The sequence below is a fragment of the Pseudomonas sp. BRG-100 genome, assembly GCF_000737955.1.
Taxonomy (GTDB): domain Bacteria; phylum Pseudomonadota; class Gammaproteobacteria; order Pseudomonadales; family Pseudomonadaceae; genus Aquipseudomonas; species Aquipseudomonas synxantha_A.
Genome location: NZ_JPRX01000001.1, coordinates 5,693,323 through 5,715,407, shown reverse-complemented (window position 1 = coordinate 5,715,407; position 22,085 = coordinate 5,693,323). Strand labels below are relative to the sequence as shown.

Genomic DNA, 22,085 nt, shown 5'->3' with positions numbered 1-22,085 from the left:
GATTTTCCGGGGGCATGGCAGTACCGTCGTGACTGCAGGCGTAGTCATGATGACAGACACCCCCACGCAACCAGGCTTGATCTCCCTGCAAGGCATCGGCAAGCGCTATCAGCTCGCCGGGCAGGAACTGAGCATTCTCAATGACGTGTGCCTGTCCATCGCTCGCGGTGACAGCTGCGGCATCCTCGGTGCCTCCGGTTCCGGCAAGAGCACCCTGCTCAACATTCTTGGCCTGCTGGACCTGCCCAACTGCGGCCAGTACCACTTTGCCGGTCACGATATTTTCAATGCCACGCCCGACGAACTGGCCGCGATCCGCAACCAGCAGATCGGTTTTGTGTTCCAGAGCTTCAACCTGCTGCCCCGCCTGAGCGCCCTGGACAACGTCGCGCTGCCCTTAAGTTATCGCGGCGTATCGCGGCATGAATCGGTGGAACAGGCCCAGCGTATGCTCGATCAAGTCGGCCTGGCCGAGCGCGCCCACCATCGCCCGGCCGACCTCTCCGGCGGCCAGCGTCAGCGCGTCGCCATTGCCCGCGCACTGGTCGGCAAACCCTCGGTGATCCTCGCCGACGAACCCACCGGCAACCTCGACAGCACCACCGCACAGGAAATCATGGACCTGCTGCTGAGCCTCAACCGTGAGCAGGAGGTGACGCTGATCATCGTCACCCACGACGCCCACATTGCCGAGCGCCTGGAGCGCAAGATCCTGGTGCGCAACGGTGTGGTGCACGAGGCCGAGCGCCCATGAGCCTGCGGGTCGAGCAGAGCCTCAGCCAACTGCTGCATGAAGCCTTGATCAGCCTGCGCACCCTGGGCAAACGTTCGATCCTGGCGCTGCTGGGCATTGTGATCGGCAGCTCCTCGGTAGTGGCGCTGATCAATATCGGCCACAACGCGGCAGTGGATGCCGCGATGATCTTCAAGGACATGGGCACCGATACCCTCATCGCCCAGTTCCCGCCCAAGGGCAGCAGCAATGTGCCGATGCGTACCCAACTCGACCTCGACGCCGTACGCCTGGCCGTACCGGGCATTGCCCATATCGGCGCGCTCAGCCTGTTCAGCGGGCCCATCGTGTTTCATGGGCGCACCACCAATGCCAACCTGGTCGGCAGCACGCCGGGTATACAGGCCGCCATGCGCCTGGCCGTGCGCGAGGGGCGCTTCCTGTCGGCCTTCGACGCCAGCGAAACTTTCGCTGTGATTGGTGACCCACTTGCCCAGGCCCTCAGTGCGCCGGGCGACCCACTGCAACTGGGCGACCGCGTGCGCATCAACGACTACCTGTTTCTGATCGTGGGCATCCTGCACGACCAGCCCCGGGCCATGCTGATGCCAGTGCAGGCCAACGAGTCGTTGTTTATTCCGGCCGAAGGTATGCGCCGCATCTATGCCACCCCGCAGATCAGCAATGTGATCATCCGTGCGGCGCCAGGGCAGGACATGGAGCGTATCGCGAGGGACGCCACCGCTGCGCTGCAACCCCAACTCAGCGACCACGACGTCAATATCACGGTGCCCCAGCAGATGATCGACGGCATGACGCGCCAAAGTCGCACCTTCGCCTACCTGCTGTTGGCCCTTGGCGCGATTTCCCTGGTGGGCGGCGGTGTCGGGGTGATGAACGTGATGCTGATGAATGTCTCGGAGCGCCGCCGCGAGATCGGCATACGCATGGCCCTGGGCGCACGCCAGCGCGATATCCGCAACCTGTTCCTGCTCGAAGCCGTCACGCTCACCGCCGTGGGTGCGCTGTGCGGTGCGGTGCTGGGCATGACCGCCGCCTGGCTGTATGCGTGGCTGTCGGGCTGGGCATTTGCCCTGGCGGTGGCCGCCCTGCCCCTGGGGGTGGGCAGTACGTTACTGGTAGGTTTGTTCTTTGGCATCTACCCGGCGGTCTCGGCCTCGCGGTTACAGCCGGTGGAGGCCCTGCGCGATGAATAAGTGCGGGCTGCTCCTTCTGCTGATCAGCCTGCCGGGCATGACTGCCGAGATGGTTATCAACCCTTCGGCGGCCAGCAGTACCCGCAGCGGCTACGAGCGCGGCGTGTCGCTGAATGCCCAGGCCACCACCATGACCCTGGGTGACGCGGTGTACCTGGGCCTGCGCAACAACCCGGCGATACGTAGCGCCTACCTGCAACGGGTGGCGCAGAAGTTTGACCTGCGTGTCGCCGAGGACGTGTTCAACCCCAAGCTGACCCTCAACAGTAACTACCGTACCTCCCGTGGCTCCCAGGACAACGTGCGCAACGCCAATCTGGCGCCGACCAGCAGCCTGCTCGGCGAATACGGCACGCGCTTGAGCATGGCCTGGACCCAGCAGTTGAACAACGCCAACCGCGCCGGCCGTTACCGCAGCGACGGGCTCGACCTGGCGATCATCCAACCGCTGATGCGCGGCGCCGGCTGGGACGCCACCACCGCGCCGCTGCGCCTGTCGCGCCTGGCCGAGCAGGCCAACCGCCTGAACCTCAAGGCCACCGTGGCGCAAACCATCAGCCAGATCATCGCCACCTACCGCGAACTGCTGCGTGCCCAGGAACAACTGGTGATCGTGCAGGACGCGCTCAAGCGCTCCAACACCTTGCTGGACGTGAACAAGGCACTGATCAGCGCCGGGCGCATGGCCGAGTTCGAGATCGTGCAAACCGAAGCCGACATCGCCACCCAGCAGTTGGGCGTGGAAGAAGCTCGCAATCAACTGGACACCAGCCGCCTGGCCTTGCTGCGCCTGCTGGCGCTGGACCTGTCGACACCAGTGCGCGCCACCGAAGCCCTGGAGGCCAACCCCATGGAAATTGACCAACGCCAAGCCTTCAACCTGGCGCAAAACCAGCAACCGGAATACCTCGCCGCCCTGCTCGGTAGCCAACAGGCCGACCTCAACCTGGTGATCGCCAAGGACTCCGGACGCTGGCAAGTGGACCTGGTCGCCGGCGCCAACCAGGTGCGCGCCGCCACCGACAACAACAACGGCCATGACAATAACCGTACCTGGGACAGCTACGCCGGGGTGCAGGTGCAGATCCCCATTGGCGACATCAGCACGCGCCAGGCCGAAGTACGTGCGCGAGTGAACGTCGAGGACCAGGAAATCCGCATTACCGATGCGCGCCAGGAGCTGGAGCGCAACGTCAACAACGTGGTGCGTGACCTCGGCACCCGCTGGCGCCAATATGAAATTTCCAAGCGTGCCGTGGAGTTGTCACGGCGCAAGATCGAAATCGAACGGGAAAAACTCAGTGCCGGGCGCTCCACCAACTTCCAGGTGTTGAGCTTCGAAACCGACCTGCGCAACGCCGAAAATGCCCAGCTCAACGCGCTGATCGCTTATTTGAACGCCCAGACTCAACTCGACCTGACCCTGGGCATGACGCTGGAAAGTTGGGAAATCGCCCTCAATGACTACTAATCAAAAACGCTTGCTCGCCGTTGCCCTAATCGTGTTGTTAGCCGGCGCGGCCATCGGTCTGTTCAGCCAGCGCAGCGGTGCCGAGCAGGCCAGCACCGCCGAGCAGTGGCTGGCGGTAAAACCCGACCCGCTGGTGCACCAGATCGGCCTGGTGGGCAAGATCGAGCCCGACACTACCGTCACCCTCACGGCGCCGTTCGACGGCAACGTGTTGGCCAACCTGGTCGAACAAGGCCAGCGCGTCGAGGCCGGCCAGGTGCTGTTGCGCATGGACCCGGCGACTCTTGAAGTGCAGTTGCGCGACGCCCTCTCCGCCCAGCTCAAGGCCCGGCGCACTGTGCAGGAAATGCAGGACTGGGACAGCAGCCCCGCCGTCAGCCGCGCCCGCCGCAGCTTGCGCACCGCTGAAATGACCGCTGGCAACACCCAACGCAAGCTCACCGAAAGCGAAAACCTGTTCAAACGCGGCATCATTCCGCGCAACGAACTGGACGATCTCAAGCAGCAAACCCAACAGCAGCAACTCGACCTGGCAGCGGCGCGCGGCGAACTGCAACAGGCCCAGGACCAAGGCAGAGGCGAATACCGACAGATTGCCGAAATGGAGCTGACCAATGCCACGGTGAAATACGAAGCCTTGCAAAAACTCCTTGAAGGCAAGGAGGTCAAGGCACCGTTCTCCGGCATCGTAGTGCCCGCGCCCGGCAGCAGCAACAACGCCCAAGGGGGTGGCAACAACAACGCGCCGGTGCAGGCCGGCAGCAAGGTCAGCCAGGGCCAAGTGCTGTTTGGCCTGGCCAATATCGAGCGGCTGAAAATCGTCGCCAAGGTCTCCGAGCTGGACATCAACCAGTTGCACCAGGGCCAGGCGGTGGAAGTAATGGGCGATGGCTTCGACGGCGAACGGCTGACCGGCTCGGTCAGCGTGGTCAGTGGCTTGGCCATCGCCAGCGACAACCAGGGCAGCGCGCAATTTCCGGTGACCCTGTCGATCCCCGCGCTGACGCCGCAGCAGTTGCAACGGGTGCGTCTGGGCATGAGTGCGCGGTTGACGATTGTCACTTATAACAATGACCAGGCGATCGTGATTCCCAGCCAGGCGATCCAGGCGGACATGACGGTGGAGTATCGGGCGGCGATGGATAAACCGGTGCAGCGGGTGAAAGTGACCACTGGGCAATCGACGCCCCAGGGCGTTGAGGTATTCGGACTCAAGCCAGGCTTTGTGAAAACCTCAAGATAAGCGCAGATCAACCTGTGGGAGGGGGCTTGCTCCCGATAGCAGTGCATCAGCCACAAATGTATTTACTGACACGCCCTCATCGGGAGCAAGCCCCCTCCCACATTTGATTTTCGTTGCTTTGAGCATTGACGTTCACTTCGCGGATCAGGGCTTGCTCACCTCCCCCATTTAGATCTGTGTGAGCTTGGTTGCCAGTGCCTTGGCCTGGAGCGCCACATCCGTCACCGCCGTACTCTCCCACCACATGCCCCGCAACGGCGGCCCCATGGCAAACAGTCGCTGGCTGGCATGGCCCTGGGCATCCAGCACCGCGCCGGCTGCATCCGCCGCAATCCCCAACGCCAAAGGCCCAGGCCGGATCAACCCACGCTTGAGCAGTTGTTGCGGCAATGGCCGGGCGACACGACGCCAGTCGTACTCGATGCCGCTGGAGTTGATCAGCGCCGCTCCCGAAACCTGTGTGACCTCCTGCCCGCCACGATAGCGCACCGCAATGGCAACGCCCTCATCCGACGGCACCAAACCCTTGAACGACGCTGCGCGAATCCGCAGCCGCTCTTCTGCCTGCAAGCGCGTCACCAACTGCGCACTCAACGGTGGCGAGCGGTGGTGATGGCTTTCCCACCACGGCCGCACATGTCGCACGAACTGGCGCTTCTGAGGCTCACTGGCCTGACTCCACAAGCGTGCGATGTGCCCGCGCACGGTGTCCAACGGCGCCTGCCAGTCGATGCCTTGCGCCAGCGCGAACTGACATTGGCGTCGCACCTCACGCAGCAATTGCCGAGGGCTGCGCAGGTTGTAATCGGCGGCCAGGAAGTCATCCCAACTTGGCGGCTGTCTGCGCACATGGGGCAACAGGCCGTGGCGCGAAAAGATCTCGATGGGACCGCGATGCCCGGCCTGTTCCAGCGACACCACAGCATCGACCATGGTCAACCCGGAGCCGATGATCAGTACCGTTGATTGCGGGTCGAGTTGGGTCATCGCTTGCACGTCCCATGGGTCCATGGCTGCGGCGTTCAAACCGCTGGACTCGGTTAGGGGCGTGCGCGCTGCCGGGAACATGCCGGTGGCCAATACCGCAAAAGTGCCACGCAGTTGCTCCCCATTATCGAGGGTCAACAGCGTGGAGGCTGCGTCGACTTGCAGGTCCACCCCTTCGGCGCGGATATGCTCGACGGTCGACGTAGACAACGCCTTGGCCTCGGCCAAGCGCTGTTGCGCGTACAGTCCAAAAATCCCGCGTGGCGGGAACAGTTCGCTGATGGGCACATGCTGCTGATCCGACTCCGGCCAACCACCGCCAGCGATGTAGTCGGTGAGCCATTGGGTCAGGTCGTCGGGGTTGTCCGGATCGACGCTCATGCGCGCCGCGTTGCCGTTCAAGGTATGACCCAGCTCGACCGCGCTATAGGCCTCGCCCCGCCCCAGCTCAGCACGCGGCTCAATCACCAGGATGCGCCGCGTGCCCGGCAGGCGCAGCAGTTGCACGGCCAGCATCGTACCGCTCAGGCCGCCGCCGATGATCAGTACATCGGCAACGCGGGTGGATTCACTCATGCCAGTTCGCCCTTATTGTTGCTCAAATCACCACATTTCGAACAAACCGTACCGCCGCGTTCCCATCATTGCGATAAGCATGGGGCTGGTGGCTGGCGAACATAAAGAACTCTCCAGCCTCGATGACATTTTCCTGATCACCTATCACCAGCGTCAGGCTGCCCTCGAACACGAACAGTTGTTCGCTCCACCCTTCCAAATCAGGGTCCGGGCAATAACGATCACCGGGTTCAAGCCGCCACTCCCACAATTCGACTTCACGCCGTGCCGTGGCCTTGGCCAGCAGCACCGCCTTACTGCCGACAATCTCGCCCGCCCAGGCCAGCTCGTTGATACGGCTGTGGTCCCGCACATCCGGCGCCTGAATCAGATCACTGAACGCCACGTCCAACGCTTCAGCCACACGATCCAAAGTGGACAGACTGACGTTCTTCTCCCCCGCCTCAATCGCCACCAGCATGCGCCGGCTGACCCCGGACTTTTCCGAGAGCGCAGTCTGGCTCAGGTCGGCGGCGTGGCGCAGGCGACGGACGTTCTGGCTGACGTGCTGCAGGACCGAAGCCCGTTGCGGATTTTCTTTGTGCACTATATTGCTCAATAGGTGGGTGTGCGCAGTATACTGCCCAGCGTGCGGCGCATTGTGCGGTCCGTGCCTTTCCCTTGCAAGACCGAGCCGCCATGACAGCCCCGACCTCCCCTTCGCGATTCAACCGCTTCAGCAAAGCCGAATGCATCCTGGTGGTGATCACCATGATCTGGGGCGGCACCTTCTTGCTGGTGCAACATGCCATGACCGTCAGCGGGCCGATGTTTTTTGTGGGGCTGCGCTTCGCGGCGGCGACAATTGTGGTGGGGTTCTTTTCCTTGCGCACCCTGCGCGACCTGACCCTGTTCGAATTGAAGGCCGGGGTGTTTATCGGGGTGGCGATCATGTTTGGCTACGGTTTACAGACGATTGGCTTGCAGACCATCCTGAGCAGCCAGTCGGCGTTTATCACCGCGTTGTATGTACCGTTCGTGCCGCTGTTGCAGTGGCTGGTGCTGGGCCGTCGCCCCGGGTTGATGCCCAGCATCGGCATCATGCTGGCGTTTGCCGGGTTGATGCTGTTGACTGGCCCGGCGGGGGCTTCACTGAACTTCAGCCCAGGTGAAATCGCTACGCTGATCGGTGCCGTGGCAATAGCGGCCGAGATCATCTTGATCAGCGCATTTGCCGGCCAGGTGGATATTCGCCGGGTGACCGTGGTGCAACTGGCCACCGCTTCGGTGCTGTCGTTCATGATGGTGGTGCCCATGGGCGAGGCGTTGCCGGGCTTTTCTTGGCTGTTGCTGTTCAGCGCCGTGGGCCTGGGCTTGACCAGTGCGGTGATCCAGGTCGCGATGAATTGGGCGCAGCAGAGTGTGTCGCCAACCCGGGCTACCTTGATCTATGCCGGCGAGCCGGTGTGGGCAGGCGTGGTCGGGCGAATTGCCGGAGAGCGCTTCCCGCCGATTGCAATGGTCGGGGCGGTGTTGATTGTGGTAGCGGTGATTGTGAGTGAGATGAAGACGAAGGGGCAGAAGGCAATTGAACTCGCAGATGCCTTGGAACAGGAGCGTCAGGGATAACCTGCAAACCCTGTGGTGCCCGCTCTATCGTCATCGCGGGCAAGCCCGGCTCCCACAGGGGGCGGCGTTTCAATTCAAGGGTTTTGAACCAGTGCTGAATGAGAGGTTTCGGCCTACCTTGTAGGATCCTGCCACATCTTGCCGTTTGGTGATCGTGAAAGCGGCACGTATGATGCATCCCAAACTCCCGCAGATTAGAAGCCTATGTCCCTGATAGTTCTACTGCTTCTGCCATTCATTGGCAGCTGTCTGGCGGCCTTGCTGCCGCACAACGCACGTAATACCGAATCCCTGCTGGCCGGCCTGGTGGCATTGGTCGGCACTATTCAAGTCGCACTGCTCTACCCCCAGATCGCCCATGGTGGCGTGATACGCGAAGAATTCATGTGGTTGCCCAGTCTTGGGCTTAACTTCGTGTTGCGCATGGACGGCTTTGCCTGGCTGTTCTCGATGCTGGTGCTCGGCATCGGCACGCTGGTGTCGTTGTATGCGCGTTATTACATGTCGCCGGACGATCCGGTGCCGCGCTTCTTTGCGTTCTTCCTCGCGTTCATGGGCGCCATGCTTGGCCTGGTGATTTCCGGCAACCTGATTCAGATCGTGTTCTTCTGGGAACTGACCAGCCTGTTCTCGTTCCTGCTGATCGGCTATTGGCACCACCGCGCCGATGCGCGGCGTGGTGCGTACATGGCGCTGATGGTCACTGGCGCCGGCGGCTTGTGCCTACTGGCCGGGGTGATGCTGCTGGGGCATATCGTCGGCAGCTATGACCTGGACCAGGTGCTGGCGGCGGGCGACCAGATTCGCGCGCACTCGCTGTACCCGGTCATGCTGGCCCTGGTGCTGATCGGCGCCTTGAGCAAAAGCGCGCAGTTCCCGTTCCACTTCTGGCTGCCCCATGCCATGGCGGCACCGACCCCGGTTTCGGCGTATCTGCATTCGGCGACGATGGTGAAGGCCGGCGTGTTCCTGCTGGCCCGCCTGTGGCCGTCGCTGTCCGGCAGCGAAGAATGGTTCTGGATCGTCGGCGGTGCCGGCGCCCTCACCCTCCTCCTCGGCGCTTACTGCGCCATGTTCCAAAACGATCTCAAGGGCCTGCTGGCCTACTCCACCATCAGCCACCTCGGGCTGATTACCCTGCTGCTAGGCCTTAACAGCCCGCTGGCCGCCGTCGCCGCAGTGTTCCATATCCTCAACCACGCCACTTTCAAGGCGTCGCTGTTCATGGCGGCGGGCATCATCGACCACGAAAGCGGCACGCGGGATATCCGCAAGCTCAGTGGCCTGGTGCGTCTGATCCCGTTTACCGCGACCCTGGCCATGGTAGCCAGTGCCTCCATGGCCGGTGTGCCGTTGCTCAATGGCTTCCTGTCCAAAGAGATGTTCTTTGCCGAAACCGTATTCATCTCGTCGACCCAATGGGTGGAAATCGCCCTGCCGGTGATTGCGACCATCGCCGGCACCTTCAGCGTGGCCTACGCCCTGCGCTTTACCGTGGATGTGTTCTTCGGCCCGCCGGCTACCGACTTGCCGCACACGCCTCACGAGCCACCGCGCTGGATGCGTGCGCCGGTGGAATTGCTGGTGTTCACCTGCCTGCTGGTGGGGATTTTCCCGGCCCAGGTGGTCGGCTCGATCCTTGCCGCTGCGGCGTTGCCCGTGGTCGGTGGTGTGCTGCCCGAGTACAGCCTGGCGATCTGGCACGGCTGGAACGCGCCAATGATCATGAGCCTGGTGGCAATGACCGGCGGCGTGGTGCTGTACCTGATGCTGCGCAAGCAACTCAAGCGTGGCCGCTTCGAATACCCGCCGCTGATCGGCTATTTCAACGGCAAGCGTGGCTTCGAGCGCTGCCTGGTGGTGATGATGCGCGGTGTGCGCAGGATCGAAAAACGCATCAGCACCAAGCGCCTGCAAACCCAATTGTTCCTACTGGTGATCGTCGCGGTGATCGGGGCCATGATCCCCATGATAAACAGTGGCCTCACCTGGGGCGACCGGCCGAAGATTGCGGGCTCCATCGTGTTCGTCACCCTGTGGTTGCTGGCGATTGCCTGCGCGCTGGGCGCCGCCTGGCAAGCCAAGTATCACCGGCTGGCGGCCCTGACCATGGTCAGCGTGTGCGGCCTGATGACGTGCGTGACCTTCGTGTGGTTCTCGGCGCCGGACCTGGCCCTGACCCAATTGGTGGTGGAAGTGGTGACCACCGTGCTGATCCTGCTCGGCCTGCGCTGGCTGCCACGGCGTATCGAGGAGGTTTGGCCATTGCCCAACACCTTGCGCAAGGCGCGCATTCGCCGGGTGCGCGACTTGTTGCTGTCCACTGTAGTGGGCGGCGGCATGGCGCTGTTGTCCTACGCGATGCTGACCCGCCAGACACCCAACGATATCTCCTCGTTCTACTTGAGCCGCGCCCTGCCCGAAGGCGGCGGCAGCAATGTGGTGAACGTGATGCTCGTGGACTTCCGGGGCTTCGATACGCTGGGCGAAATCACCGTGCTGGGTGCCGTGGCCTTGACCGTATATGCCTTGCTGCGACGCTTCCGCCCGTCCAAGGAAAGCATGGAGTTGCCGGCGCAACAGCGCCAATTGGCACCGGACGTGGCCACCGACCTGGTCAACCCGCGCCAGGCCAGTGACACCGCGCTGGGCTTTATGATGGTGCCGGCGGTGCTGGTGCGCCTGCTGTTGCCGATTGCGCTGGTGGTGTCGTTCTACCTTTTCCTGCGCGGTCACAACCAACCAGGCGGCGGGTTTGTCGCCGGGCTGGTGATGTCGGTAGCGTTTATCCTGCAATACATGGTGGCGGGCACCCAATGGGTCGAAGCGCAGATGAGCCTGCGGCCCATGCGCTGGATGGGCTTCGGCCTGCTGTCGGCGACCTTGACCGGCCTTGGCGCGCTGTTCGCCGGATACCCGTTCCTGACCACCCATACCTGGCATTTCCACGTGCCACTGCTCGGCGATATCCATATCGCCAGTGCGTTGTTCTTCGACATTGGCGTGTACGCCATGGTCGTGGGCTCGACGCTGCTGATGCTGACCGCCCTCGGCCACCAATCTGTGCGAGCACATAAACCGAGCAACCAGCCCAAAGTCGTTGCTGCAACCGAAGGAGCCGCCTGATGGAAGAAGTCATCGCAATTGCCATTGGGGTCCTGGCGGCCTCCGGCGTCTGGCTGGTGCTGCGGCCACGGACATTCCAGGTGGTGATGGGCCTGTGCCTGTTGTCGTACGGGGTCAATCTGTTCATTTTCAGCATGGGCAGCCTGTTTATCGGCAAGGAACCGATCATCAAGGACGGCGTGCCGCAAGACCTGCTCAACTACACCGACCCCCTGCCCCAGGCCCTGGTACTTACAGCCATCGTGATCAGCTTCGCCATGACCGCGTTGTTCCTGGTGGTGCTGCTGGCATCCCGGGGCCTGACCGGCACTGACCATGTGGATGGCCGGGAGCCGAAGGAATGAATTGGGTCAATCAACTGATCGTTGCGCCGATTCTGCTGCCGTTGTTCACGGCGGCGCTGATGCTGATGCTCGGCGAGAAACGCCGGCCGCTGAAGGCCAAAATCAACCTGGTCTCCAGCTTGATCGGCCTGGGCGTGGCCGTCCTGTTGCTGTACTGGACACAAAAAGGCGGGCCCGGCTCGATCGGCGTGTACCTGCCGGGTAACTGGCAAGTACCGTTCGGCATCGTGTTGGTGGTGGACCAGCTCTCGGCGCTGATGCTGGTGCTCACCGGGGTTATCGGCGTAAGCGCATTGCTCTTCGCCATGGCCCGCTGGGACCGTGCGGGCACTAGCTTCCATGCGCTGTTCCAGATCCAGCTGATGGGTCTGTACGGCGCATTTCTCACCGCGGATTTGTTCAACTTGTTCGTGTTCTTCGAGGTGCTGCTGGCGGCGTCTTACGGCCTGATGCTGCATGGTTCGGGTCGTGCTCGGGTGTCGTCCGGCCTGCATTACATTGCGATCAACCTGCTGGCGTCGTCGCTGTTCCTGATTGGCGCGGCGATGATCTACGGCGTCACCGGCACGCTGAATTTCGCTGACCTGGCGCTGAAAATCCCGCTGGTGCCGGAGGCTGATCGCGGCCTGCTGCACGCTGGCGCAGCGATCCTGGCGACCGCGTTTCTGGCCAAGGCCGGCATGTGGCCGCTGAACTTCTGGCTGGCGCCCGCCTACTCCTCGGCCAGTGCGCCGGTGGCTGCGATGTTTGCGATCATGACCAAGGTTGGCGTGTACACCGTGCTACGCCTGTGGACCCTGCTGTTTTCCGGCCAGGCCGGCGCTTCGGCGCTGTTTGGCGGCGACTGGCTGGTGTATGGCGGCATGGCGACCATCGTGTGCGCGGCGCTGGCGATGGTGGCGGCGCAACGCCTGGAGCGCATGGCGAGCCTGAGCATTCTGGTCTCGGCCGGGATCCTGCTGTCGGCGGTAGGGTTTGCCCAGCCAAGCCTGACCGCTGGGGCATTGTTCTATCTGGTCAGCTCCACCCTGGCATTGAGTGCGCTGTTCCTGCTGGCTGAATTGATCGAGCGTTCGCGCTCGGCCAACGACCTGCCGCTTGATGAAGAGATTGATGCGCTGCCCAAGGCCATGGAGTCGCTGCATCCGCGTCCGGGTGTGAACCTGGACGATGAGCAGAAAGCCGTGGTCGGCCAGGTCATCCCCTGGACCATGGCCTTCCTCGGTTTGAGCTTTATCGCCTGCGCGCTGCTGATTATCGGCATGCCGCCATTGTCGGGGTTCATCGGCAAGCTCAGCCTGTTGAGTGCGCTGATCAACCCACTGGGCCTGGGCAACGCCGTGGACGAATCGATCCGTCCTGCAGCCTGGGGCCTGGTGGCGCTGCTGATTCTGTCCGGCCTGGCGTCGCTGATCGCCTTCGCCCGCCTTGGCATCCAGCGCTTCTGGACCCCGGAAGAGCGCCCATCACCGCTGCTGCGACGCTACGAGTGCGTGCCGATCTTCGTGCTGCTGGGCTTGAGCATCGCCTTGACGTTCAAGGCCGAACCCTTGATGCGCTACACCCTGGCCACCGCCAAGAGCCTGAACAACCCGGAAAGCTATGTGATGGCGGTAATGGCCACGCGGCCCGTGCCGAGCCCTGAAGCCAAGGCCGCTGCGCTGGAGGTGCAACCATGAAGCGCCTGTTTCCTGCACCCTGGTTGTCGCTGGCCCTGTGGGTGTTGTGGCTGCTGCTGAACCTGTCGATCAGCCCCGGCAACCTGCTGCTGGGCGCGCTGCTGGGCTTTCTCGCGCCTTTGCTGATGGCGCCGCTGCGCCCGCAGCCGATCAGCCTGCGTCGCCCTGGCGTGATCCTGCGCCTGTTCCTGTTGGTGGGCCGCGACGTGATCGTCTCCAACCTGCAAGTGGCGTGGGGTGTACTGACCTGCGGCACACGCCCGCCGCGCTCGCGCTTCATCAAGATCCCCCTGGACCTGCACAGCCCCAACGGCCTTGCCGCGCTGTCGATGATTACCACGGTGATCCCCGGCACCATTTGGTCGGAACTGGCGCTGGACCGTAGCATCTTGCTGCTGCACGTATTCGACCTTGACGATGAAGCCCAGTTTATCCAGCACTTCAAAGCCACCTACGAGCGGCCCCTGATGGAGATCTTCGAATGAGCGCCCTGCTCTCCAATGCGATCCTGGCCAGCCTGTTCCTGTTCTCGCTGGCGATGGTGCTGACCCTGATCCGCCTGTTCAAAGGCCCGTCCGCCCAGGACCGAGTCCTGGCGCTGGACTACCTGTACATCCTGGCCATGCTGATGATGCTGGTGCTCGGTATTCGCTATGCCAGTGATACCTACTTTGAAGCGGCGCTGTTGATTGCGCTGTTCGGCTTCGTCGGCTCGTTTGCCCTGGCGAAATTCCTGCTGCGTGGGGAGGTGATTGAATGATGCCGTTATGGGTTGAAGTGATAGTGGGGGTGCTGCTGGTGCTCAGCAGTGTGTTTGCGTTGATTGGCGCGATTGGCTTGCTGCGGATGAAGGAGTTTTTCCAACGCATGCACCCGCCGGCACTCGCCTCGACATTGGGCGCATGGTGCGTGGCATTGGCGTCGATTATCTATTTTTCGGTGCTCAAGTCCGGGCCGGTGTTGCACGGGTGGCTGATCCCGATTCTGCTGTCGATCACCGTGCCGGTGACTACCCTGCTGCTGGCGCGCACGGCGTTGTTCCGCAAGCGCATGGCCGGTGACGATGTGCCGGCTGAAGTCAGCAGCCGCCGCTGACCTCTCAGGCAGGCACATAAAAATGTGGGAGCTGGCTTGCCTGCGATGAGGTCGGATCAGTCACTGAAGAGGTTGGCTGGCCCACCGCTATCGCAGGCAAGCCAGCTCCCACAGTTGGATGGGTGCTAGGCGAAGGATCGGATTCTTGCCGCCAATTCCGCCAATTCGGCATCATCCGCCCGCACAAAATCGTGGGAAGAGATATAGCCCTCATAAGCCTCAAAAAACTTATCCACCTGCGAGCTCAACGGCTTGAACGTGCTGTCCCGCCCGGTCCCATGCATGGGAAACAACTTCGCATGCAGGTGGTCCACCCCATACCCTTCCAGAATCATCCCCGTACGCGCCACATCGGGAAATGCGCGGTCGATCTGTTGTGCGGTTTTCTTTGCTGCGACCGCGAGCCCTGCCAACACTTCATCCGACTGCGCAAACGCATAGCTGCCGTAATGCTGCTTTGGAATCACCACGCTGAAGCCCGGTGTGTTAGGGAAGATCGACAGGAACGCCATATGCTGATCATCCTCCCACAGGATATGGGCCGGGGAAGTTTTGCGGACAATGCTGCAGAAAATACAATCCATTTGAATCACCGCCAGTTTCGTCTTGGGTTTGGTCGTGGCAACCATCTAAAGCTAGGATGGAATGAGCGTCAAACCCTACGGGCATTTTGGGAAATGTCCTAAGACTTGGGTATGCCCGCTGTGCTGAGACAGGAGTTCACCATGGATAAAAACATCATTGTCATCGGCGGCGAGTCCAGCGAGGACATGACGCGCATGACCCGCATCGACGAATATATCGTCGCTTCGTCGGGCAAAACCCAGCCCACGGTGCTCTATATCTCCACCGCCAATGGCGATGACCGTCCGAAGATTGCCGACTTCACGCTCAAATACCAAAGCGCCGGCTGCACCGTTGTGCCATTGACGTTTTTCATTCCGCCTTTTCCAGCCCCAGCTCATGTTGCCGCGCTGTTTGAGCAGGCTGACATCATCTATGTGGCCGGCGGCAACACCCGAGCCTTACTGGCAATCTGGCGTGAATTTGACGTGACCGCCCTTTTGAAGCAAGCCCAGGAACACGGCAAAGTGCTTTGCGGCGTCAGTGCCGGCGCCATCTGCTGGTTCGACCACGGGCATTCCGACTCAGGGGGCGTATATGCGCTGGTCGACGGACTGGGTTTTCTCCCTGGCGCGCTGTGCCCGCACTTCAGCTCAGAGGTGGGGAGAGAATCTTCGTTTGTTGAACTGGTTCGACTTAAAAACATACACCCCGCCTACGCGCTGGATGACGGAGTTGCCCTGCATTTCAAGAACGGTGAATACCATGCGACTGTTCATAACTACACGACTGGTAGTGCATATAAACTCAGCAGCACTTCGGAGCCCATTGCAAGGAAACGCCCTACAGCTCTTTAGGGTTGCCGCTCAGAAAATGGCCGCCTAATCTTTGGCGGTCGCTGCAAATTCAGCGACCGGGTTTCGCAGCTCGGTTAAACTCTAGACGCACAGTGTCCACCTAAAGAAGCAGCCCTAAATTGAACGGTGTTCAAAGGTAGAAGTGATGAGGGATGCCGCTATGTTGGTACAAGTAGACCCCCCCTTTTACCGTCAGCTATTGAACACCCGCAAGCACGAACAACGTAAAGCACCGTGACATATTTCCCAAAGAAACATCCTACGTCCGCGCCAGAAACCCTCTCTTCTTTGTAGTCAACGATTGACCCATAGTCTTCTCTTTGGTGCCCGATACTCCATTGAGCGTTTCTAGCGGGCACACCTTCCACTCAAACGTAAATCGAAGTCACGCACAGCCGCCACCCAAAACTTTACCCTCTCTATACAAGTCAATTAATGGACAATCGGGATGCAATTCGAATATAAGAAATTCTTAGTGACACTAGCACTCATCTCGAATGCAATATACGCTCAAGCCGAACAGACTCACTTATCGACAATCCTAAATATAAAAATGAATGCAACCTATCTCGACATGGATACAGAAACCACGGACTCTTTCGGCGTAAAGCTCATGGCGGCAGTTCGTCTGACGCTTTCGACAGAACACAGTTGTGGCACTTCTAAACTGCATATCACACCGGACTCCATCGGCGTTCCTGTCGAAAATTTCCTAGCAGAAGTTAAGAAAATCAAAAAATACGCTGATGATGGAGCCGCACTATTTATCACACATCACGATTGTGATCGAAAAATACCGATGGCAACCAAATTCGCTACCTGCACGGGTGAAATATGCAGATCACTCACAGATGTGCTAATTGATGGAAAAATGTACCTAGACAAGAATTACCGACCCGTTCCAGCTGCGCGCAGTCTTTTTTTCATAGAGCAACCCCAAACTTATGACCAAAAACTAAAAGCCTGGAAAGTATATATCTACGATAAAAAAACTAAGAAGATTGCGGCCGATGGATTCGTCGACAATGAAGACTATGCTGCGAGCAAATTCATCCATAAATTCCGCACCTTTCATAGCAACGGCATGGTTTCGAGTTCTATTGAAATGAGTGCGCAGGGGCAACGTGAAGGAAAAAGCATTGTTCGCCACAAAAACGGAAAAATTGAAAAATCCATAAATTACAATAACGGAATTATCACTGACGGCGAGTACATAACTTACGACCTGACAGGAAAAATCAAGATCCGTGAGTATTATATAAATGGAGTGCTAAATGGCCCAAGAGTCAAACTGTACGCTAACGGAAATCCTGAATCCATGGAAAAATACTTAGACGGCAGTCGCTCAGGAATATCAAATTATTACTATGAAGACGGCACACTAAAAAATATACAAGATTATGACCGTGGGCAGTTGGATGGCTGGGACGTCAAATATTTCGCAAACGGCGAGACCGAATCACAAACACTCTATAAAAATCAGCGCATTAGAATAAGCCACGAATGGAACATTGACGGCATAAAAGTCAGTCAATGGGAACAAGACGAAAATCATAACCGCCAAGGCGACGACATAGAATGGTATGACAACGGACAAAAAAGAAAGCACTCAATCTATAAAGATGGAAAACTTCATGGAAAGATGCAAGGTTGGTCTGAGGATGGAACTCAACTTTATTCTACCGAATACGCGCACGGCGAGAGAAACGGACAATCACGGCAGTGGGGCCGAGACGGGACGTTGATAGAAGACTGCCAATACCAAGCAGGAAAAATTTCAGAGCCGTGTTCGGTGAGACCTCCGCTCTGACTATGCAGGTCTTGGACACGAATAGAGGTTTAATTCGAAAAACTTAGCAATATGCAAAAAACGCCCCGAACCAGTCGGGGCGTTTTTTATTCAGCATGCAGCTTTCAACGGTCAATCAGCCAACCGCCACGTCGTCCCACCCTTCCCGTCTTCCAACACCACACCCATCGCGGTCAGTTGGTCACGGATACGGTCGGATTCCGCCCAGTCCTTGTTAGCCCGAGCAGCCAGACGCGCCTGAATCAACGCATCCACCTGCGCCGCATCCACACGCCCTTCAGCGCCGGCCTGCAGGAAGTCATCGGCTTCCATCTGCAACACACCCAGTACGCTGGCCAGTTCTTTGAGGCGCGCCGCCAGGCCCGCTGCCGCGTCGAGATCAGTCTCACGCAAGCGGTTGATCTCACGCACCATCTCGAACAGCACCGCGCAGGCTTCCGGCGTGCCGAAGTCGTCGTTCATGACTTCGGTAAAGCGTGCCACGAACGTTTCGCCACCAGCAGGTGCCACCGCTGGCAAGCCTTTCAACGCGTGGTAGAAACGCTCCAGGGCGCCCTTGGCGTCCTTGAGGTTGTCTTCCGAGTAGTTGATGGCGCTGCGGTAGTGGCTGGACACCAGCAGGTAACGCACCACTTCCGGGTGGTACTTTTCCAGCACGTCGCGGATGGTGAAGAAGTTGTTCAAGGACTTGGACATCTTCTCGCCATTGATGCGGATCATGCCGCAGTGCATCCAGGCGTTGGCGTAGGTCTTGCCAGTGGCGGCTTCGCTCTGGGCGATTTCGTTTTCGTGGTGCGGGAACTCCAGGTCGCTGCCGCCGCCATGAATATCGAAGGTCTCGCCCAGGCAGCAGGTGGACATTACCGAGCATTCGATGTGCCAGCCCGGACGCCCAGGGCCCCACGGCGATTCCCAGCTTGGCTCGCCGGGCTTGGTACCTTTCCACAGTACGAAGTCGAGCGGGTCCTGCTTGGCTTCGTCGACTTCGATGCGCGCGCCGATGCGCAGGTCTTCGATCTTTTTGCGCGAGAGCTTGCCGTAGCCCATGAACTTGGCGACGCGGTAGTACACGTCACCATTGCCGGGGGCGTAGGCGTAACCCTTGTCGATCAGGGTCTGGATCATCGCGTGCATGCCGGGGATGTGATCCGTGGCACGCGGTTCCATGTCCGGCTTGAGGATGTTGAGGCGCGCCTCGTCCTCGTGCATGGCGGCGATCATGCGCTCGGTCAGCGCGTCGAACGACTCGCCGTTTTCGTTGGCGCGGTTGATGATCTTGTCGTCGATGTCAGTGATGTTGCGCACATAGGTCAAGTCATAGCCGCTGAAACGCAACCAGCGGGTCACCAGGTCGAAGGCAACCATGCTGCGGCCGTGGCCGATGTGGCAGTAGTCGTACACGGTCATGCCGCACACGTACATGCGCACCTTGTTGCCATCCAGGGGCTTGAAGACTTCTTTGGTCTTGCTGAGTGTGTTGTAGATCGTTAGCACGACAGTTCCTTAAACAGAATCACTGGCCCCACGAATCTCGCAAGGTCACGGTACGGTTGAATACCGGAGCACCAGGTTTGGAGTCCTTGATATCTGCGCAGAAGTAACCTTCGCGCTCGAACTGGAAACGGTCTTCCGGCTGTGCGTCGCCAAGCGATGGCTCGGCACGACAACCAGTGAGCACTTGCAGGGAGTCAGGGTTGATGTTGTCGAGGAAACTCGCGCTGTCTTCGGCCTTCTCGGGGTTCGGCGAGCGGAACAGACGATCGTACAGGCGCACTTCGCATTCGATGCTGGCAGCGGCTGGCACCCAGTGGACCACACCCTTGACCTTGCGGCCTTCAGGGTTCTTGCCCAGGGTGTCCGGATCGTACGAGCAGCGCAGTTCGACGATGTTGCCATCGGCGTCCTTGATCGCTTCGTCCGCACGGATCACGTAGCTGCCGCGCAGGCGCACTTCGCCGTTCGGCTCCAGGCGCTTGTAGCCCTTGGGCGGCTCTTCCATGAAGTCGTCGCGGTCGATGTAGATTTCGCGGGCGAATGGCAATTTGCGCACGCCCAGCTCTTCCTTCTGCGGATGACGCGGCAGTTCGAGGTTCTCGACCTGGCCTTCCGGGTAGTTGGTGATCACTACCTTCAACGGCCGCAGCACGCACATGGCGCGGGGGGCGTTGGCGTCGAGGTCCTGGCGGATGCTGAATTCCAGCATCCCGAAGTCGACCACACCGTCGGAACGGTTGGTGCCGACCATGTCGCAGAAGTTGCGGATCGACGCCGGGGTGTAGCCACGGCGACGGAAGCCCGACAGCGTGGACATGCGCGGGTCATCCCAGCCATGTACGTGCTTTTCATCCACCAGTTGCTTGAGCTTGCGCTTGCTGGTGATGGTGTAGTTCAGGTTCAGGCGGCTGAATTCGTACTGACGCGGGTGCGCCGGTACCGGCAGGCTGTCCAGGAACCACTCGTACAGTGGGCGATGGCTTTCGAACTCCAGGGTGCAGATGGAGTGGGTGATGCCTTCGATGGCGTCCGACTGACCGTGGGTGAAGTCGTAGTTGGGGTAGATGCACCACTTGTCACCGGTCTGGTGGTGGTGCGCATGGCGGATGCGGTACATGATCGGGTCGCGCAGGTTCATGTTCGGCGAGGCCATGTCGATCTTGGCACGCAGCACGCGGGCGCCGTCCGGGAACTCGCCGGCGCGCATACGGTTGAACCAGTCCAGGTTCTCTTCCACCGAACGGTCGCGGAACGGGCTGTTCTTGCCCGGCTCGGTCAGCGTGCCACGGTACTCCTTGGCCTGCTCCGGGGTCAGGTCGTCCACATAGGCCTTGCCGGCCTTGATCAGCTCGACAGCCCAGTCGAACAACTGGTCGAAATACTTGGAGGCATAGCGCACTTCACCGGACCATTCGAAGCCCAGCCATTTGATGTCGCTTTCAATGGCGTCGATGTATTCCTGGTCTTCCTTGGCCGGGTTGGTGTCGTCGAAACGCAGGTGCGTGACGCCACCGAACTCCTGGGCCAGGCCGAAGTTCACACAGATCGACTTGGCGTGACCGATGTGCAGGTAGCCGTTGGGCTCTGGCGGGAAGCGGGTGACGATCTGCGTATGCTTGCCCGAATCCAGGTCCGCCTGGATGATCGGGCGCAGGAAATTGACCGGGACGGCAGGTCCGGCCTTGGCATTCGAGGTAGGGTCGACAGTGGGCTTGCTCATAGGATCCTTGAACAGACAGGTTCGTGGCCGGGTCAGGCCAGATAAAACAAAGGGCTTATCATAGCCGAAGCTGTCAACCACCTGACAGAGCGCGGTCGAAAACTGCTGCTTTAATTGCTGCTTTAATGACAGGCGCGGTAAAAAACCACCTCGAAATTCCTGCAAGGCACGCTAAACTGCGCGTCTTGGCCCAAGCTTCGCCAAACCGGTCGTGGCGCCCAGGCGCCCAAACCCACGAATTCCCTGAAAAGAGTAGTGAACATGACTCAAGTCAAACTGACCACCAACCACGGTGACATCGTCATCGAGCTGAACGCCGACAAGGCGCCGATCACCGTCGCCAACTTCATCGAATACGTGAAAGCCGGCCACTACGAAAACACCGTTTTCCACCGTGTCATCGGCAACTTCATGATCCAGGGCGGCGGTTTCGAGCCTGGCATGAAAGAGAAGAAAGACAAGCGCCCAAGCATCCAGAACGAAGCGGACAACGGCCTTTCCAACGACAAGTACACCGTCGCCATGGCCCGTACCATGGAGCCGCATTCGGCCTCCGCGCAGTTCTTCATCAACGTCGCCGACAACGCCTTCCTCAACCACAGCGGCAAGAACGTGCAGGGTTGGGGCTACGCGGTGTTCGGTAAAGTCACCGAAGGCCAGGACGTTGTCGACAAGATCAAAGGCGTGTCCACCACCTCCAAGGCCGGTCACCAGGACGTTCCAGCCGAAGACGTGATCGTCGAGAAAGCCGAGATCGTTGGGTGATATTACTGATTTCAGATTTGCATCTGGAAGAGGAGCGCCCGGACATCACCCGGGCGTTTCTGGATCTGCTCCACGGCCGCGCCCGTGGCGCCCAGGCGTTGTACATTCTGGGGGACTTCTTCGAAGCCTGGATTGGCGATGATGGCATGACCCCCTTCCAGCGTTCCATCTGTGCGGCGTTGCGTGAACTGAGCGACAGCGGCACCCCGATTTTCATCATGCATGGCAACCGCGATTTCCTGATCGGCAAGGCGTTCTGCAAAGCGGCAGGCGCCACCTTGCTCAAGGACCCGAGTGTTGTGCAATTGTATGGCGAGCCTGTGCTGCTGATGCACGGCGACAGCCTCTGCACCCGCGACCTTGGCTATATGAAGCTGCGGCGCATCCTGCGTAACCCGATTGTGTTGTTTATCCTGCGCCATCTGCCCCTGGGCACGCGCCACAAACTGGCACGCAAACTACGTAGCGAAAGCTCTGCCCAAGTGCGCATGAAGGCCAACGATATTGTCGATGTCACGCCCGAAGAAGTGCCGCGGGTGATGCAGCAGTTCGGCGTGCACACCCTGGTCCACGGCCATACGCACCGCCCTGCGATCCATAAGTTGCAGATCGGCGACCAGGCGGCCAAGCGCATTGTGCTGGGGGACTGGGACAAGCAAGGGTGGGCATTGCAGGTGGATGAGCAAGGGTTTCAACTGGCGGCGTTTGACTTCGTCAACCCGCAGTTGGCACTGCCTGGCGCCTAAACCTCTGACACAACACCGATCAACCTGTGGGAGCTGGCTTGCCTGCGATA

The 22,085-nt window shown here is 60.1% G+C and carries 20 protein-coding genes; 15 read left to right on the top strand and 5 right to left on the bottom strand.

Features of this window, described 5'->3' with window-relative positions; translation table 11 throughout:
- Positions 1-46: 46 nt before the first annotated feature.
- Genes JH25_RS02175 through JH25_RS02190 form a run of 4 tightly spaced genes read left to right on the top strand, consistent with a single transcriptional unit; the run spans position 47 to position 4,664 of the window.
- A complete protein-coding gene (locus tag JH25_RS02175; protein WP_032880605.1) occupies positions 47-754 on the top strand; it encodes an ABC transporter ATP-binding protein in 708 nt (235 codons plus the stop codon).
- Positions 751-1,950 carry an ABC transporter permease gene (locus JH25_RS02180; RefSeq protein ID WP_032880604.1) on the top strand — a complete coding sequence of 400 codons (1,200 nt, stop codon included), beginning with the start codon at positions 751-753 and terminating at the stop codon, positions 1,948-1,950. The genes JH25_RS02175 and JH25_RS02180 overlap by 4 nt, the downstream gene beginning before the upstream one ends.
- The gene (locus tag JH25_RS02185; RefSeq protein ID WP_032880603.1) at positions 1,943-3,421 is read left to right on the top strand and encodes a TolC family protein; all 1,479 of its coding nucleotides are present in this window, start codon (positions 1,943-1,945) and stop codon (positions 3,419-3,421) included. Before JH25_RS02180 ends, JH25_RS02185 begins: the two co-directional genes overlap by 8 nt.
- On the top strand, positions 3,411-4,664 hold the full coding sequence (locus tag JH25_RS02190; protein WP_032880602.1) for an efflux RND transporter periplasmic adaptor subunit: 1,254 nt from the start codon (positions 3,411-3,413) through the stop codon (positions 4,662-4,664). The genes JH25_RS02185 and JH25_RS02190 overlap by 11 nt, the downstream gene beginning before the upstream one ends.
- Before the next feature lie 168 nt (positions 4,665-4,832).
- Here the strand turns inward: JH25_RS02190 and JH25_RS02195 are convergent, their stop codons facing one another.
- Positions 4,833-6,227: an FAD/NAD(P)-binding protein gene (locus JH25_RS02195; RefSeq protein WP_032880601.1), complete on the bottom strand. Its 1,395-nt coding sequence runs from the start codon at positions 6,225-6,227 to the stop codon at positions 4,833-4,835.
- Positions 6,228-6,249: 22 nt separating this feature from the next.
- Entirely contained in the window at positions 6,250-6,813 is a 564-nt protein-coding gene (locus tag JH25_RS02200) for a helix-turn-helix domain-containing protein (RefSeq protein WP_032880600.1), read from the bottom strand.
- Positions 6,814-6,905: 92 nt separating this feature from the next.
- Between JH25_RS02200 and JH25_RS02205 the strand changes: the two genes are divergently transcribed.
- From JH25_RS02205 to JH25_RS02235, 7 genes are all read left to right on the top strand, one after another.
- Positions 6,906-7,835, top strand: a complete 930-nt coding sequence (locus tag JH25_RS02205; RefSeq protein WP_032880599.1) for a DMT family transporter — start codon at positions 6,906-6,908, stop codon at positions 7,833-7,835.
- A gap of 204 nt (positions 7,836-8,039) precedes the next feature.
- Positions 8,040-10,961 (top strand): monovalent cation/H+ antiporter subunit A, encoded by a 2,922-nt coding sequence (locus JH25_RS02210; protein ID WP_032880597.1) that lies wholly within the window; start codon positions 8,040-8,042, stop codon positions 10,959-10,961.
- Positions 10,961-11,305 (top strand): Na+/H+ antiporter subunit C, encoded by a 345-nt coding sequence (locus JH25_RS02215; RefSeq protein WP_005789164.1) that lies wholly within the window; start codon positions 10,961-10,963, stop codon positions 11,303-11,305. The genes JH25_RS02210 and JH25_RS02215 overlap by 1 nt, the downstream gene beginning before the upstream one ends.
- Positions 11,302-12,984: a monovalent cation/H+ antiporter subunit D gene (locus JH25_RS02220; RefSeq protein ID WP_032880595.1), complete on the top strand. Its 1,683-nt coding sequence runs from the start codon at positions 11,302-11,304 to the stop codon at positions 12,982-12,984. The genes JH25_RS02215 and JH25_RS02220 overlap by 4 nt, the downstream gene beginning before the upstream one ends.
- Positions 12,981-13,469, top strand: a complete 489-nt coding sequence (locus JH25_RS02225) for a Na+/H+ antiporter subunit E (protein WP_032880593.1) — start codon at positions 12,981-12,983, stop codon at positions 13,467-13,469. The genes JH25_RS02220 and JH25_RS02225 overlap by 4 nt, the downstream gene beginning before the upstream one ends.
- Complete coding sequence (locus tag JH25_RS02230; protein ID WP_032880591.1) at positions 13,466-13,744, top strand: K+/H+ antiporter subunit F; 279 nt, start codon at positions 13,466-13,468, stop codon at positions 13,742-13,744. Before JH25_RS02225 ends, JH25_RS02230 begins: the two co-directional genes overlap by 4 nt.
- Positions 13,741-14,079: a Na+/H+ antiporter subunit G gene (locus JH25_RS02235; RefSeq protein ID WP_005789173.1), complete on the top strand. Its 339-nt coding sequence runs from the start codon at positions 13,741-13,743 to the stop codon at positions 14,077-14,079. Before JH25_RS02230 ends, JH25_RS02235 begins: the two co-directional genes overlap by 4 nt.
- Positions 14,080-14,204: 125 nt before the next feature.
- On the opposite strand, the gene JH25_RS02240 is transcribed toward JH25_RS02235, so the two are convergent.
- Positions 14,205-14,663: an HIT family protein gene (locus tag JH25_RS02240; protein WP_032881303.1), complete on the bottom strand. Its 459-nt coding sequence runs from the start codon at positions 14,661-14,663 to the stop codon at positions 14,205-14,207.
- A 141-nt stretch (positions 14,664-14,804) separates the two neighbouring features.
- Between JH25_RS02240 and JH25_RS02245 the strand changes: the two genes are divergently transcribed.
- Both JH25_RS02245 and JH25_RS02250 read left to right on the top strand, forming a co-directional pair.
- Positions 14,805-15,500: a peptidase E gene (locus tag JH25_RS02245; RefSeq protein WP_032880590.1), complete on the top strand. Its 696-nt coding sequence runs from the start codon at positions 14,805-14,807 to the stop codon at positions 15,498-15,500.
- A 448-nt stretch (positions 15,501-15,948) separates the two neighbouring features.
- A complete protein-coding gene (locus JH25_RS02250; protein ID WP_032880588.1) occupies positions 15,949-17,310 on the top strand; it encodes a toxin-antitoxin system YwqK family antitoxin in 1,362 nt (453 codons plus the stop codon).
- Positions 17,311-17,421: 111 nt separating this feature from the next.
- Here JH25_RS02250 and cysS read toward each other — a convergent pair whose 3' ends face one another.
- Both cysS and JH25_RS02260 read right to left on the bottom strand, forming a co-directional pair.
- The gene (gene cysS / locus JH25_RS02255; RefSeq protein WP_032880586.1) at positions 17,422-18,804 is read right to left on the bottom strand and encodes a cysteine--tRNA ligase; all 1,383 of its coding nucleotides are present in this window, start codon (positions 18,802-18,804) and stop codon (positions 17,422-17,424) included.
- A 19-nt stretch (positions 18,805-18,823) separates the two neighbouring features.
- The gene (locus JH25_RS02260) at positions 18,824-20,524 is read right to left on the bottom strand and encodes a glutamine--tRNA ligase/YqeY domain fusion protein (protein ID WP_005789177.1); all 1,701 of its coding nucleotides are present in this window, start codon (positions 20,522-20,524) and stop codon (positions 18,824-18,826) included.
- 261 nt (positions 20,525-20,785) lie between these two features.
- Here JH25_RS02260 and JH25_RS02265 point away from each other — a divergent pair, with 261 nt between their 5' ends.
- Positions 20,786-21,289, top strand: a complete 504-nt coding sequence (locus tag JH25_RS02265; RefSeq protein WP_005789179.1) for a peptidylprolyl isomerase — start codon at positions 20,786-20,788, stop codon at positions 21,287-21,289.
- A complete protein-coding gene (gene lpxH / locus JH25_RS02270; protein ID WP_032880584.1) occupies positions 21,286-22,035 on the top strand; it encodes a UDP-2,3-diacylglucosamine diphosphatase in 750 nt (249 codons plus the stop codon). The genes JH25_RS02265 and lpxH overlap by 4 nt, the downstream gene beginning before the upstream one ends.
- Positions 22,036-22,085: the final 50 nt, after the last annotated feature.